10 protein-coding genes and 2 pseudogenes are annotated in these 14335 nt (G+C 63.5%); 11 read left to right on the forward strand and 1 reads right to left on the reverse strand.

The window, feature by feature from the left end:
- Nucleotides 1-153: pseudogene (locus tag X739_RS1000000170940) on the forward strand (capsular biosynthesis protein CpsI); the annotation flags it as partial.
- A gap of 212 nt (nt 154-365) precedes the next feature.
- Here X739_RS1000000170940 and tssH read toward each other — a convergent pair.
- Nucleotides 366-3286: pseudogene (tssH, locus tag X739_RS01000000166785) on the reverse strand (type VI secretion system ATPase TssH).
- Nucleotides 3287-3618: 332 nt separating this feature from the next.
- On the opposite strand from tssH, the gene tssA reads away from it, so the two are divergent.
- The 10 genes from tssA to tssK are packed head-to-tail and all read left to right on the forward strand — an operon-like array spanning nt 3619 to nt 14332.
- A complete protein-coding gene (gene tssA / locus X739_RS138225; RefSeq protein WP_023796335.1) occupies nt 3619-4791 on the forward strand; it encodes a type VI secretion system protein TssA in 1173 nt (390 codons plus the stop codon).
- Nucleotides 4792-4797: 6 nt separating this feature from the next.
- Nucleotides 4798-5337: a type VI secretion system contractile sheath small subunit gene (gene tssB, locus X739_RS138220; protein ID WP_023772874.1), complete on the forward strand. Its 540-nt coding sequence runs from the start codon at nt 4798-4800 to the stop codon at nt 5335-5337.
- Nucleotides 5338-5340: 3 nt separating this feature from the next.
- Nucleotides 5341-6846, forward strand: coding sequence for a type VI secretion system contractile sheath large subunit (gene tssC, locus X739_RS138215; RefSeq protein ID WP_023772873.1), 1506 nt, complete (start codon nt 5341-5343; stop codon nt 6844-6846).
- A gap of 48 nt (nt 6847-6894) precedes the next feature.
- Entirely contained in the window at nt 6895-7350 is a 456-nt protein-coding gene (locus X739_RS138210) for an Hcp family type VI secretion system effector (RefSeq protein ID WP_023767750.1), read from the forward strand.
- On the forward strand, nt 7337-8092 hold the full coding sequence (gene tssE, locus X739_RS138205) for a type VI secretion system baseplate subunit TssE (protein WP_023796336.1): 756 nt from the start codon (nt 7337-7339) through the stop codon (nt 8090-8092). Before X739_RS138210 ends, tssE begins: the two co-directional genes overlap by 14 nt.
- Before the next feature lies 1 nt (nt 8093).
- A complete protein-coding gene (tssF, locus tag X739_RS138200) occupies nt 8094-9968 on the forward strand; it encodes a type VI secretion system baseplate subunit TssF (RefSeq protein ID WP_023772871.1) in 1875 nt (624 codons plus the stop codon).
- Complete coding sequence (gene tssG, locus X739_RS138195; protein WP_023772870.1) at nt 9932-11035, forward strand: type VI secretion system baseplate subunit TssG; 1104 nt, start codon at nt 9932-9934, stop codon at nt 11033-11035. Before tssF ends, tssG begins: the two co-directional genes overlap by 37 nt.
- Nucleotides 11032-12501 carry a type VI secretion system-associated FHA domain protein TagH gene (tagH, locus tag X739_RS138190; RefSeq protein WP_031252564.1) on the forward strand — a complete coding sequence of 490 codons (1470 nt, stop codon included), beginning with the start codon at nt 11032-11034 and terminating at the stop codon, nt 12499-12501. Before tssG ends, tagH begins: the two co-directional genes overlap by 4 nt.
- Before the next feature lie 3 nt (nt 12502-12504).
- Nucleotides 12505-12957, forward strand: a complete 453-nt coding sequence (tssJ, locus tag X739_RS138185; RefSeq protein WP_023772868.1) for a type VI secretion system lipoprotein TssJ — start codon at nt 12505-12507, stop codon at nt 12955-12957.
- 40 nt (nt 12958-12997) lie between these two features.
- A complete protein-coding gene (tssK, locus tag X739_RS138180; RefSeq protein ID WP_023772867.1) occupies nt 12998-14332 on the forward strand; it encodes a type VI secretion system baseplate subunit TssK in 1335 nt (444 codons plus the stop codon).
- Nucleotides 14333-14335: the final 3 nt, after the last annotated feature.

Genomic DNA, 14335 nt, shown 5'->3' on the forward strand with positions numbered 1-14335 from the left:
GTGATCGAGCTGCTGCCGCTGCAGGCCGGCGACGTGCCCGACACCTTCGCCGACACTTCGGCGCTGCAGGCGGCCGTCGGCTATCGCCCCCGCACCTCCGTCACCGAGGGGGTAGGGCGGTTCGTCGAGTGGTACCAGGATTTCTACAGCTGACGAGTCGGGGCTGCTCGGTCCGGGCCGCGGCCGACGATTTGAGAGCGAGCGTAACCAAAGCCACGCGCGGATCAGGTGTCGTGGCAGGTAAGGATACCGTCATTCTCTAACCGATTGCGTCGTACGAATTCACCGCCACCGGCCGCTCCCGGGCTAGTCGGCTCAGCTTGCCTACGCACGAAGAAGCCGAAACAAATCGTCATCAACATTCCTTACTCGAAGGAATAGGTGAAGCCCTCCTTGGAGGCGCCGACGGTTACCTTTGTCATTTTTTCGCCATCGAGCGAGCGGTTCAGCACGTTGCGGCTCAATTCCGGCAGCAGCGTGTTGGTCAGGATGGCATCGATCATCCGCCCGCCGGATTCGATCTCGGTGCAACGGGCCTTGACCAAATCCATGACACCATCGCCGATCACCAATTCCGCGTCGTTGGTTGCCCGCAGCCGGCGAGCGATCTTGGCGAACTGGTGACGGGTGATCGATTCGATCATCGAATCCGAGAGCGGGTAATAAGGAATGGTCACCACCCGGCCGAGGAAGGCTGCAGGGAAGACTTTCAACAGCGGACCGCGCAAGGCGATGTCCAGGTCGTCAAGCCCGGCCCGTAGTGTGCCATTCCTTGTCCGATCCATGATGACTTCGGAGCCGACATTCGAGGTGAGCAGGATCAGCGTGTTCTTGAAATCGATCCGCCGGCCCTCGCTGTCATCCATCATCCCCTTGTCGAAAACCTGGAAGAAGATTTCGTGCACGTCGGGATGCGCCTTCTCGACCTCGTCGAGAAGGATCACCGAATAGGGTTTTCTGCGCACGGCCTCGGTCAGGATGCCGCCCTTGCCGTAACCGACATAGCCGGGCGGCGCGCCTTTGAGCGTCGAGACGGTATGCGCCTCCTGGAACTCGGACATGTTGATCGAGATCAGNCGACATAGCCGGGCGGCGCGCCTTTGAGCGTCGAGACGGTATGCGCCTCCTGGAACTCGGACATGTTGATCGAGATCAGGTTCTGCTCGCCGCCATAGAGCGTCTCGGCCAGTGCCAGCGCGGTCTCGGTCTTGCCGACGCCCGAGGGGCCGCAGAGCAGGAAGACGCCGACCGGCTTTTCCGGCGCGCCGAGCCCGGCGCGGCTGGTCTGCACGCGTTTGGCGATCATCTCCATGGCGTGATCCTGGCCGACGACCCGCTCCGAAAGCGTGGTGGCGAGCTTGAGCGCCTTTTCGGTCTGGCTGGACAGCATCCGTCCCGTCGGGATACCAGTCCAGTCCTGGACCACGGCCGCCACCGCATTACGATCGACGGACGGCAGGATCAGCGGTGTCTCGCCCTGAGCGGCGGCAAGCTCAGGCATGAGTTCGCGCAGACGCGCCAGGTCGGCCGCCGGATCCGACGGCGCAGGACCGGCAACCACTGGCACCTCGACCTTGGCTTTGGCCGCCTTGGTCTTCGTGGTTTCGGGCTTGGGCTCAGTCTTGGGTGGCTCAGTCTTGGGTGGCTCGGCCTTGGGTGGCTCGGCCTTGGGTACCTTGGTCTTTTCTGCGTCCGCCGCTGCCGTTTCGGTATCGGCCTCCGCAGCCGTCGCCGCATCGAGCGGCACGCCCTCGCCGCGCAGCCTGGCGCGCAATTCGAGGATCTCGGCAACCAGTGCCTTTTCACGATCCCAACGTTGCTGCGCCGCAGCCAGAGTGACCGCGCTTTCGGCAAGCCCGGTCTCGACGCGCGCCTGCCGATCGGTCACCTCAATGCCGATCGCGGCCTCGCGGCCGATGATGCCGCGCTCGACCTCCAGCGCCTGGCGGCGGCGCATGATGTCCTCGACCTCGGCCGGCGTGGCGTGCTGCGAAATGGCGACACGGGCGCAAGCGGTGTCGAGAAGGCTCACCGCCTTGTCGGGCAGTTGGCGCGCCGGGATGTAGCGATGCGACAAGCCGACCGCCGCCTCGACCGCCTCATCCAGTATCTGCACCTTGTGGTGCTGCTCCAGAACGCCGGCGACGCCGCGCAACATGAGAACGGCCACCGCCTCCGAAGGCTCGTCGATCTTGACCACCTGGAAACGGCGGGTCAGGGCTGGGTCTTTCTCGATGTGCTGCTTGTATTCAGCCCAGGTCGTTGCGGCGATCGTACGCAGTTCGCCGCGCGCCAGCGCAGGCTTCAAGAGATTGGCCGCGTCGCCGGTTCCAGCAGCGCCGCCTGCGCCGATCAAGGTGTGGGCCTCATCGATGAACAGGATGACCGGGGTTTCGGAAGACTGTACCTCATCGATGACGGCCTTCAGCCGCTTTTCGAACTCGCCCTTCACGCTTGCACCCGCCTGCATCAATCCGACATCGAGCATGCGCACACTGACGCCTTGCAGTGTGGGCGGCACGTCGTCCGCTGCAATACGCAAGGCAAAGCCCTCGACGACCGCGGTCTTGCCAACCCCGGCCTCACCGGTCAGGATCGGGTTGTTCTGCCGGCGTCGCATCAGGATATCGACGATTTGCCGGATCTCCGGATCGCGGCCGACGACCGGATCGATCTTGCCGTCGCGGGCGCGTTGGGTCAGGTCGGTGGCGTATTTGGCCAGCGCGGAATCCCGGCCCGGACCGCGCTTCATCGGCGTCTCAGTGGCGGGAGCGGCCGGCGGGGCACCGGATTCAAGCGAACCTTCGGTGACGTCGGCGAAGCGGGAAACCACGCCATCGGCATCGATCTTGTCAAACTCGGCGCTGATCTTGGACACCAGGCCTTCCAGCACTGGCGTCTTCAGGCAGGCAAGCAGGACATGAGCGCTGCGCACCTCCTCGACGCTGAATTCCAGCGTCGCGAGGTTCCAACCTTCCTGAATGGCATGAAAGATATGGTCTGAGAATTCCTCGATCGATGTCGCGCCATAGGGCAGCTTGTCGACTGCGCGGGTCAGGTCGGCCGTTATGCGGCTGGCATCCACCCCGGCGTCGGCGATTATCATCTGCACGTCCGAGCGTTCGGACAGCACCAGCTGTTCGATGAAATGAACGAGCTCAACATAGGGATTGCCGCGCAGCTTGGCCGCATCGGCTGCCGCCTTGAAGGCTCGCTGACAGAGAGAATCCAGCTTGCCGACCAGTTCCTTGCGCTTGAAGCTCTGCGATGACCGGCGCTGTTCCATCGAACCTGTTCTCAAGATCTGCGGCCATACCCTGCCATATAAGGCGCCACTTGACAAAGCGTGTGACGGATAAGGCGCTTGGATATGTGCCGGCGGCACCTCCCGGTTACAAAAGTCTTGCATACCGGTGCAACAAACACCGGATTGCCACCCGGGCTATGCGACGCATTTCACATTGCGGGTCCGGCAACCGCGCCATGGGTGCAAGCGGAGAAGAACGTTCGGGTTCACCTTCCGTTAGTTTTGAGCCAGGTGCTCAATTGTGATAGAGTAAGACCGTGTGATAACGTAGCGTAACATGGCGATCTCAGGGCCGCTTGCTGGGGGTAAGGGTGATTGATCTCGCACTCTGGCTGAATCCTATCGACGGTGAAAATCCGTCAGGGGAGGATTTGCGCAACGACCCGGCTTTTCATGAGCTAGAGCGCCTGACCGAGCCCGAGGTCAAGGTCGTCCACGACGGCAACAACAAGCCCACGTCGCAAAGCACGATTCCGGTCGACTGGTCCGCGGTGCTGGCTAAGGCGGCGGACTTACGCGCGCATGGCCGGGACCTGCGACTGCTCGTCATCGTCACACGTGCGCTAGCCAATGAAGGCGGCCTGGCCGGACTCGCGCAGGGTCTGACGCTCATCGCCCAGACCTTCGATCAGCATTGGGAAACCATGCATCCGGCACTGCGGCCAAACGCTTCGCCCCGCGATGCCGCCTTGCGCCGCATCAACGCGCTGCTCGACCTGCAGAATGGCCAGGACGGGTTGTTAGCGAACCTGCGCCAGATGATTTTCTTTACGCCGCGCTCGATCGGGTCGATCAGCGGACGCGACCTGGAACAAAGCGCGCTCGACGACCGTGTCATGCTCCAGGAAGCCGCCTCGGGCTTAAACACGGCGGAAAAGGCCGCGCTGGCCAGTGCGCACGGACAATTGTTGAACCGGGTACGCGCCGGATGTGCTGCACAGATTGACCAGGCCGGTGCGGAGATGATCTCGCTCGTCGCCGCCGCCCGGGCGGCGATCGCGGCCCTTGACGCGGTCGAAACCGCCCTCAACGCCCGCCTCGAAGGCAGCGGCGCTCCGGTTCCGGACTTAAAGCGGTTTCTGCAGCGTTTGCTGACGACCCTCGAACGGAATTCGGCAGCGGGTGCGGTGGCGAATGGCGCGGCCAAGCCGCCCATTCCGGCAGAACCAGCGACGCCTGCTCGAAACGGTCATGGAGCCGAGACTATGGCAAGTGCGGCAAGCTACACGGACTCGAGCACAGGGCTTCCCGACCGGATCTCCTCGCGCGACGACGTGGTGAAGTGCCTCGATCTGGTCGTCGCCTTCTATGACCGCACCGAACCGTCGAGCCCTATACCGCATCTGGCGCGGCGCGTGCGCCGCATGGTGCATATGGATTTCGTTGAACTGATGGAAGATCTCGCCCCGTCTGGGCTGAAGGAATTCCGGCTCCTTGCCGGCGTTCCCGATGTCAAGAAGGCGGCTCAGAAAGATGAAAGGTAACAGCACATGCCAGCCGAAAGCAAAGCGAAGGTCATCGAACGAAATCGCGCGCCGCGGGTGCAGATCGCCTACGACGTGGAAACCTACGGTAGCCCGACGACGATCGAATTGCCGTTTGTCATGGCCGTGATGGCCGACCTTTCCGGCGCTTCGCAAACCAAGGAAGCGTCAAAATCGGTGCTGGACCGATCCTTCGTCGAGACCGACGCCAACCGCTTCCCCAAATTCATGGAGGCGCTCGGGCCGCGCGTCAAAGCCCGGGTGAAGAACACGCTGCCGCAAGCCGAAGGCCAGGAGCGCGACGAGGAACTGGCGCTCGATCTGACCTTCACCAAGATGGGCGATTTCGCGCCCGACAGGGTTGCCGAGCAGGTGCCGCAACTGGCCGAGATCCTCAAGATGCGCCGCCAGCTCGAGGAACTGCTTGGCTTCATGGACGGCCGCGTCGACGCCGAAAAACGCATCGCGCAGCTTCTGAACAACGAGCCGCTGCTTGGCAAAATCGCCAGCCAGGCACTGGCCGACGACGACAAGGCAGGGGAGTAAACCATGGCCGAACAGCAAAAGACCGCCGCCGTCGCCGCCGAGGCCGAAGCCATTAACCTCGACGAATTCAGCGGGCTCCTCGAGAAGGACTTCAAGGTCAAGAAGGACGACAGCGAGAAGCTGCAGCAACTCGTGCGAAATCTCGCGCTCGCGGCGCAATCGCGTTCCGATACCACGAGCATCTCATCCAATGCGATCAAGTCAATCAAGTCGCTGATCGCGGGCATCGACAAGATGCTGACGACGCAGGTCAACGAGATCCTGCACGCGCCGGAAGTGCGTGAGATGGAAGGCACATGGCGCGGCCTCTGGTACCTCGTCAACAACACCGAGACGGATCAGAAGCTGAAGATCCGGGTGATGAACATCTCCAAGGAGCAGCTGGCCGACACGCTCGAAGACTATGAAGGCCAGATGTGGGACCAGAGCCCGATCTTCAAGAAAGTCTATACGGATGAGTATTCGATGCTGGGCGGCGAGCCGATCGGCTGTGTGATCGGCGCCTACGAATTCTCCAACCACCCGCGCGATGTCGGTCTGCTGCGCAACATCTCCGGCATCTGCGCCTCAGCGCACACGCCGTTTATCGCAGCGGCCTCGCCGCGCCTGTTCCGCATGGACAGCTGGCAGGAATTGCCCAACCCGCAAGACCTGCAGCAGATCGTCTCCAACCCGGCCTATGCCTCATGGCAGTCGCTGCGCGAGAGCGAGGACGCCCGCTATATCGGTCTGACCATGCCGCGCGTCCTGGCGCGGCTGCCCTATGGCACCGACACCGTTCCGGTGAAGGGCTTCACTTTCGAGGAAGAGGTGGAGGGCGATCACAACAAATATGTCTGGATGAATGCCGCCTTTCCGATGGGCGTCAACATCAACCGCAGCCACAAGCTGTTCGGCTGGGGCACGCAGATCCGCGGCGTCGAGAATGGTGGCACCGTGCTCAATTTGCCGGTCCACAGCTTCCCGACCGATGATGGCTCGATCGCGATGAAATGCCCGACCGAAGTCGCCATCGACGATCGCCGCGAGGCCGAACTGGCTAAGCTCGGCCTGATGCCGATCCTGCACCGGAAGAACACCGATCTGGCGGCCTTCATCGGCGCCCATTCGCTGCAGGACGACGAAACGCGCGCAGGCCGGCTGGTCGACCCCGACGCGCAGTCGAACGAAAGGCTGAGTGCCAACCTGCCCTATCTCTTCCCGGTGTCGCGCTTTGCGCACTACCTCAAGGCCATTGCGCGCGACAAGGTCGGCTCGTTCAAGGAGCGCTCCGACATGCAGATCTGGCTGACCGAGTGGATCAACCGCTATGTGCTGGCCAACCCGGCCTTCGCCGACGACAAGGCGCGCGCCAAGCGCCCGCTTGCCGCGGCCGAAGTCCAGGTCGACAGCGTGGAAGGCCGGCCGGGCTACTACAACGCCCGCTTCTACCTGCGCCCGCATTACCAATTGGAAGGGATCAACGCCTCGCTGCGGCTGGTCTCGGAACTGCCGTCCGTGAAGACCTGATTTGCAGCAACCAGACCTTGTTTTGTTTGAAAGCGGTGGAGAAAGACAATGCCAGTCAAGATTGATGGTTTTCTGAAGGTTCCCGACATCAAAGGGCCCAGCACCCGCGACGGCCACGATGACGAGATCGAAATCCATGGCGTCGACTACAAGATGGTCGCACCTTATGATCCGAATTCGCTGTCACGCCGTGGCCGCGTCTCCATGGGCATGATCAAGTTCATCAAACACTACGACAAATCCTCGCCCTACCTGAAAAAGGCTTTGTTCGAGAACAAGGCCTTGGATGAAGTGGTGTTCTCGGCTCGCCGGACCATCGATGGCGAGACCAAGGATTACCTGGTCGTCACGCTCACCGACGCCTCGATCATGGAATATGACATGTCGCAGGCCGAGGACGAGGCCGATCTGATCCAGGAAGAGGTCAGCTTCGCCTACAAAAAGATAAAATTCGTCTATGACGGCAATGATGAAGCCGAAATGGATGTCTATGTCGGCAAGTGAGATTGGGCGGCCCGGCGCGGGCAAGCAACAGATCGCCGGTGGCTTGCGGGCGAAAAGCGAGGCCGTCCAGCCGTCGCTTTGGGATCGTCTCGTCAATGACCTGCCGGGCCTGACCTCGGAGATAGAGGGGCTGCGCCATGTCCTGCTGGACGAACTTGGCGCGGACCGTCTCGAAACCCTCGTCGCCGGCAATGCGCGGACCATCGATGCCGATGCGGAGCTGACGCCCGATCAGAAACGGCGTCTGCATCGCCTGGCCTTCCAGACCCAGCACCGCGTCGAGATCGAAAGCCGTGGCGTGGTGGTGTCGGCCCGCGTGCTCCGGGAAGCAGTGCGGCGCGACATCGAGGCGCTGTTCAACACCGAGCGCTTCGAGGCCACGCCGCTGATTTCCGACCTGGAAAACGAGCAGATGGCGGACAATCCGCCGTCGCTCGCCGATTTTCCGGAGGTGCGTCGAAGCGTGGTCAATTACGGCGTGCCTTCCTTCTCGGGTAGGTCGTCCCGCGACTTCGACCGTGACGTGCTGGCGCGCGAAATCCGCTCGGTGCTCGCCACCTTCGAGCCCCGGCTCAAGGAAAGCGCGACGAAAGTTAGCGTCACCCTGGGCGACAAGACCGTGGGCCTGAAGATCGAGATAGACGCCGTGCTGATCATGACGCCCACACCGGAACGCATGCGCCTGCGCACCACGATCAATCTCGACAACGGCTTGGCGCGGACCGAAATTAGGGACGCCTGAGATGGACCGGGTCTTCGTCGAATATTACGAGGAGGAACTGACCCATATCCGCGGCCTTGCGGCGGAATTCGCCGACATGCATCCGGCGGTGGCGCGCAACCTCTCCCTCGATACGGTGCCCTGCCCGGATCCTTATGTCGAACGGCTGCTGGACGGTGTCGCCTTCCTCGCCGCGCGTACCCGACTAAAGGTCGACGCCGAGCGCTCGCGATTTTCGCGCAGCGTGCTCGATGTCCTCTATCCCGATCTCGTCACGCCGGCGCCGGCAACGGCAATGGCGGTGCTGAAACCCGGACAGCAGGTGCAGACCATGCCGACCGGCCACGTCGTCAAGCGCAACACGCGGCTGGTCTCCAGCCTGCAACCCGGCCTGTCAACGCGCTGCACGTTCTCGACCGCACAGGACATGACCTTATGGCCGATAGCGATCACTTCGGTCAGCTATTTTCAGGATCGCAGCGCGCTGGCGGCGGCCGGCATCGGACCGATCGACGGCATCGCCGGCGAGGCGGCGCTGCGCCTCGCGCTGACGCGGACCGGAAAAGGCAAACTCGACGAATTGGCGCTCGACCGGCTCGACCTCTATTTTGCTGGACGCACCAAGGCGCCACTTCTGTTCGACGCCATTTTCGGCTCTTGCGTGGCCATTGGCGCACGACCGGAAGGCAAGACCAACCGGCTGTCGCCCTTGCCGGCACCCGAAATGGTCGGCATTAGCGACGACGAGGCCTTGATGCCGCGCACCCGCCCGACATTCGAAGGTTACCGCCTGCTGCGCGAATACTTCATCATGCCGGAGCGCTTTCACTATGCGCGGGTCATGGGACTGCAACAGGTGGTGCGCAAATGCGAGGCCGGACTGGAGATCATCTTCCTGTTCCGCCGCCGGGTGCCTGAACTCGCCGACCTGACGCCGGCGGATTTCGAGCTTTTCGCGACGCCGATCATCAATCTGTTCGAGCGTGAGTGCAACGTCGTCGAGCTCGATCAGCGCAAGACGCGGCAGGTGCTGCACGCCGACCGCACGCGGGCGCGCGACTTTGAGATCTATCGGGTCCTGCGCGTCGAGGATGCCGACAATGAAGGCAGCGACGCCGAGATACCGGAGCTGTTCAGCCTCGGGCAGAACCGCGGCAGTGGCTGGGTATATTCGACGGAGCGGCGCCCACGCCGGGCAACGGAGGATGAACGGCGTGACGGCCTGACCCGCACATCATACACCGGGGACGACGTTTTCCTGGCCGTATCGCGGCCGCTTGGAAACCCCGCGAACCGGCCGTTGAAGCGTCTCGACATCATGGCGCTTTGCACCAACCGCGACCTGCCGATCCTCGACGACAATCCGACCTTGACGCTGGAGGCCGGTGATCCGGTCGAATCCGTCCGACTGCTCGGCGCGTTGCGTCCACCGCAGCCGGCCATCCCCGCGGCACTGCCCGCCGGAGCCGATGGTGAATCCCGAGCCGACGATCTTGCCTGGCGACTGGTGGCGCAGCTGGCGCTCAATTTCTTGAGCCTTGCCAAGGATGGCCGGGGCGTTGATCCGCTGCATGCGCTGCTCGATCTTTATGCCGATCGGGGCGATCCAAGCCTTGCCCGCAACGTGCATTCGATCGTGCGCATCGACTCGCGGTCGGTCATCGAGCGACTGCAGATCGACGGGCCGATGTGCTTCGGACGTGGCACTGAAGTGACGCTGCATGTCGATCAGTCGGTGCTGGCCGGGCAAAGCACCTTGCTGCTGTCGGCCTTGCTGGCGCGGCTGTTTGCCCGTCATGCCGGAATAAACGGCTTCGTGCGAACCCGCACGCGGCTGCTGCAGAAGCAGGAGGATGTGCCATGGCCGATGACGCCCGGCAATCGCTACCTGATCTAGACAAGACGCCTGATCTAGACAAGACGCCTGATCTAGACAAGGCCGGCCCGGACCGGGCCGAAGGTCTGTCTGAAGGATTCGACTTTTTTGAACTGCTGCGCCGTCTCGAGCAGCGGAGCGGCCTGTTCGGCCATTCCGGACGCCCCGACCGCGAGCCGGCAAGGCTCGGCCAGCATGTGCGGTTGGCCTTTTCCGCGCGGGACCTGGTGCAATTTCGCGAGGCCAGCGACAAGGCACCGGCCCGGGTCACGGTTGCAAATCTCGGTCTGTTGGGACCTGAGGGCCCAATGCCGCTGCATCTGACGCGCTGGGTGCTCGACCGCCTGTCGCAGCGCTGGTTCGGCGGCGCCGATTCACAGCAGACCAGCGACACGACCTTCGTGGACTTCGTCAACATCCTTCAGCACCGCATGATCGCCCTCTACTACCGCGCCTGGGCGGATGCGCATCCGGCGGTCCAGGTCGAGCGCGCGGTCGGCGGCCGCGTTCGCGCCATGCTTGAAGCGATGGCGGGGATCGGGCTTCCCGGAACCCAGAACCCTGATCTCGACACCGTCAAGCTTCGGCAAGCCGCTTCGCTCGCCAGTCAGATCGATGGTCCGGAACGGCTGACGTTGTTCCTGGCGGAAGCCTTCAGGGTGCCGGTTCAAATCAAGGAATTCATCGCCGCCTGGATAACCATTCCGACCGGGCTGCAGACGCGCCTCGCGAAAGCCTATGCGGGGCTTGGCCGGGGAGCGACGATCGGCCCGCGCGTTTTCAACCGCCAAAGCAGGATCGAACTGCGCGTCGGCCCTCTCGGCTTCGACGAGTTCAAGGCGTTCCTGCCGGGAGGCTCGCGCCACAAACTGTTCAAGCAGGCCGTTCGCGACATGGTCGGGGAGACGCTCGATGTCGACCTGCGCATCGTGCTGGCGCGCGAAGCCGTACCGCCGCCGCGTATCGGCGCGGTCCAGCTCGGCCGGACCGCCTGGCTTGCGCGCCCCGCCGAAAGGGGCGATGCTGACGATCTGCGGCTGCGGACAATTGTCGGATGGCGGCCGGAAATGGCGGGGGTCGCGGCATGAGCCTGCTGCTGACGCTGGAGCAAGGGCCACGCACCCAGGCGGTACGGCAGACCCGGCTGGACGAAGGCGAACTGGTGATCGGCCGCAGCGCCGACGCAGGCTGGCAGATCAACGATCCCGACATGTTCGTTTCCCGCGCCCATTGCAGGATCACGGGCGGGCGAGACGGCTATTTCGTCACCGACACGTCGAGCAGCGGACTGTACATAAACGACTCCGACAGCCCGCTCGGTGCCGGTCAGTCAACGCGCCTTCAAAGCGGCATGCGGTTGAGGCTTGGCGACTATGTCGTCCATGTCGACCTGCAGACGCCAACCGCCCAGGCACCGGCAGCAGCCAGCCAGCCGGTTCCCGAACGCCTGCCGCAGGCATCGCGGGGGCCCATAAGCATCGGCGGTGACGACTTCTTTTCCGCCAAGGTCGAGGAAGAGCCGCGACGGCCACGACCGGCCGATCTGCCCAACCCGTTCGAGCAGCCGGTTGCTGGCGCATTCGAGCGTGCCGCTTCCAGTCAGCGCAGCTCGCCTGCTTTCGATGACCCGTTCAGCCTCGATCCGGTTTCGACGCCTGGGTCGACGGGCGTTGATCCTCATCCCGAAACCGGCAGTGCGGCAAGCTTCGCGGATCCGTTCAGCATCGATCCGGTGCCTTCTCTTAACCGCCCAACTGAAGCCGCCGCCGGAAAGCCGTTCGAATTCAATGATGACTTTGGTTTCGGACCAGCGGCCGCTCCAAGTTCGGCAAACGGCGTCGGCTCGAACGGACAGCGTGAGCGCATTGCCTCACGGCCGCAATCCGCCAATCCCTGGGATCTGCCCGTGCAGGCAGCAGACGCCCCAGCGCGGACGGGCGCTGCCGCAAAACCTGCCCGCCTGCCGGCAGCGGCGCAACTGGGGGACACGGCGCTTCGCTCCGCATTTCTGCGCGGCATGGGTGTCGAGGAAGCCGATTTCCCCGGACGCGACAGCATCGCGGAAATGGAGAAGTTCGGCCGCGAATACCGGCTGATGATGGAAGGCCTGATGCAGCTTCTTCGCAAGCGGGCCGAGGAAAAGGGCAACGCCCGCGTCGCCCAGACCATGGTCGGGGCATCCGAAGTCAATCCGCTCAAGTTCCTGCCGACGGTCGACGACGCCATCGTCACGCTTATCGCCGAGCGCAGCCCCGGATTTCTCGCCGGCGAAGCGGCAATCGCCGACGCGGTTCGCGATCTCGCGCAACACCACGTGCGCGCCTGGCGCGGCGTGCAGGCCGCTTTGCGACGTATGGTCGACCGTTTTGAGCCGGCGGCGATCGAGCAGGAGCTGAAGTCGAATTCGGCGCTCGGCAACCTGCTTGCGGGCGGGCGCAGCGCCAAGCTGTGGGAGCTTTACCAGAAACGCCATCGTGAAATCGCCGAGAGCGCCGAGAAAAGCTTCCTTGGCGAAATCGGCGCTGATTTTCGGGATGCATATGAGGAGGAGTGAGACATGATCGATCGACGTCAATTCGTTGTTACCCTTGGCGCGACTGGACTGCTTGCGGCTTGCCAGAGCGGTCCGCCGAAACCTTCGGTGATCACCGTCAACGTGTCCGGGGGGGCCGGCATGAACCCGGGACCAGGCGGCGGCGACCGGCCGGTGACAGTTCTCGTCATGCGGCTCCGCAGCACCGGCAAATTCAATTCCGCCGACTACTTTGCCCTGCAGGGCGATGCCGGCTCGGCGCTGGCAGGCGATCTCATCGGATCCGACCAGATCGCCGTCGGGCCGGGGAAATCGGCGTCCAAGACCATCACCGTCGAACCGGACGCGGCGGCGCTGGGCTTCGTTGCGCTGATCCGTGAGCCGACCGGCAGAAACTGGCGCACGACCAAGTCGGTGTCGTCGGGATCAAAATTCACGATCAATGTCACACTTGGCAGCGGCGGTATTTCCGCCTAGCGGCCAGGGCAAGGGGAAGCTCGATGCGGAGAGTAGCGGCATGAGCGATGCAAATAGGGTGCTGTGGTCCGAAGGGCTTTTCCTGCGGACCCAGCATTTCCAGCAGCAGGATCGCTTTTTCGAGGCGACGGTGCGCGGCGCGTTGCAAGCCGGACAGTTGCATACGTTCGGCTTTCAACAACTGACGCTGGACCAGGCGTTGCTCGATGCCGGCCAGGTCGCCATCCTGTCGGCTCGCGGCATCTTCCCGGATGGGACACCCTTCGCCATTCCAGAGATGATGGACGCACCGCGACCGTTGCCGGTCACTCCGGACACAGGCGCCGGATCGGTGCTGGTCGCTTTGCCGCTCGAGCCGCCCGGCGGTATCGGTTTCGATCCCGCACACGCCGCCGCCTCGGGCGCGCGCTACCATGGGCGGATCGTTTCGGTGCGCGACGCCGTCCAGGGCGGTTCGGATCCTGAAGAAATCGAAATCGCCCGTCCGCAGGCGCTGCTGCTGGCACCCGGCAAATCGGTTGGCGGCTACACCGCCTTGCCGATCGCCGACCTGAAGGGGGTTCGAGCCGATGGCGGCGTCTCGCTGGACGAGACCTTCCTGCCGCCGACGCTGGTGACAGGCGCGGTCGCCTGGTATCGGCAATTGCTGCAGGAAGTCGTCACGGGACTAGACCAGATCGCCGAGGCGCATGGCAAGATGGTGATGGGCGGACCGGGGCGCAGCGTCGAAGACCTGCTGATGCTCAACCTCGCCAATGCCGCACGGCCGCGGCTAGTCCACATGCTGGCGCAGGACGTCTTCCATCCGGCCGAGCTCTACCTGGAACTTGCCGGGCTAGCCGGTTCGATGGCGACCTATGGCTCAAGCGCGCGGCGGCTGGGTGAGTTGCCCGCGTATGATCACATGGCCCCAGGCCCAGCCTACATGGCGCTGGCGGATGCGCTGCGCTCGCTCATCCTCAGCCTGCGCTACATCGAGCCGAAATCACGGGCGCTGCCGGTCATGCGGCATTCGACCAATGTCTGGAAAATTCGCATCGACAACCCGAAGCTGCTGGTCGCCAGCCGCATCGTCATCCGGGTTGGTTCGGAGCTGTCGGAAGACGCGCTGCGCAAGATATTCGTCAACCAGGCGACTGTCGGCTCGGCCGACCAGTTCGAGGGGCTGTGGAAATCGCGTTTGCCCGGCATTCCGCTGAAACCGCTTCATTCCCAGCCGCGCGAGATCCCTTACGACGGCGATCGGCTATGCCTTGAGCTGGACCAGAAAAGCGAGCACTGGGCGTCGCTGCTCGATGCCCCCGGCTTCGTCATCGGCGTTTCGGGCGTGTTGCCGAGCGAACCGCAGGTGGACTGCTATTCGGTGAACAGGTGAGAT

Source organism: Mesorhizobium sp. LNHC209A00 (assembly GCF_000502915.1).
In the GTDB taxonomy this organism is placed as follows: Bacteria; Pseudomonadota; Alphaproteobacteria; order Rhizobiales; family Rhizobiaceae; genus Mesorhizobium.

What these genes read in the sequence shown, in the direction of transcription:
- tssB (WP_023772874.1), top strand. Translation starts at nt 4,798, where the DNA reads ATGCCAGCCGAAAGCAAAGCGAAGGTCATCGAACGAAATCGCGCGCCG.
- tssC (WP_023772873.1), top strand. Translation starts at nt 5,341, where the DNA reads ATGGCCGAACAGCAAAAGACCGCCGCCGTCGCCGCCGAGGCCGAAGCC.
- X739_RS138210 (WP_023767750.1), top strand. Translation starts at nt 6,895, where the DNA reads ATGCCAGTCAAGATTGATGGTTTTCTGAAGGTTCCCGACATCAAAGGG.
- tssE (WP_023796336.1), top strand. Translation starts at nt 7,337, where the DNA reads ATGTCGGCAAGTGAGATTGGGCGGCCCGGCGCGGGCAAGCAACAGATC.
- tssF (WP_023772871.1), top strand. Translation starts at nt 8,094, where the DNA reads ATGGACCGGGTCTTCGTCGAATATTACGAGGAGGAACTGACCCATATC.
- tssG (WP_023772870.1), top strand. Translation starts at nt 9,932, where the DNA reads ATGGCCGATGACGCCCGGCAATCGCTACCTGATCTAGACAAGACGCCT.
- tagH (WP_031252564.1), top strand. Translation starts at nt 11,032, where the DNA reads ATGAGCCTGCTGCTGACGCTGGAGCAAGGGCCACGCACCCAGGCGGTA.
- tssJ (WP_023772868.1), top strand. Translation starts at nt 12,505, where the DNA reads ATGATCGATCGACGTCAATTCGTTGTTACCCTTGGCGCGACTGGACTG.
- tssK (WP_023772867.1), top strand. Translation starts at nt 12,998, where the DNA reads ATGAGCGATGCAAATAGGGTGCTGTGGTCCGAAGGGCTTTTCCTGCGG.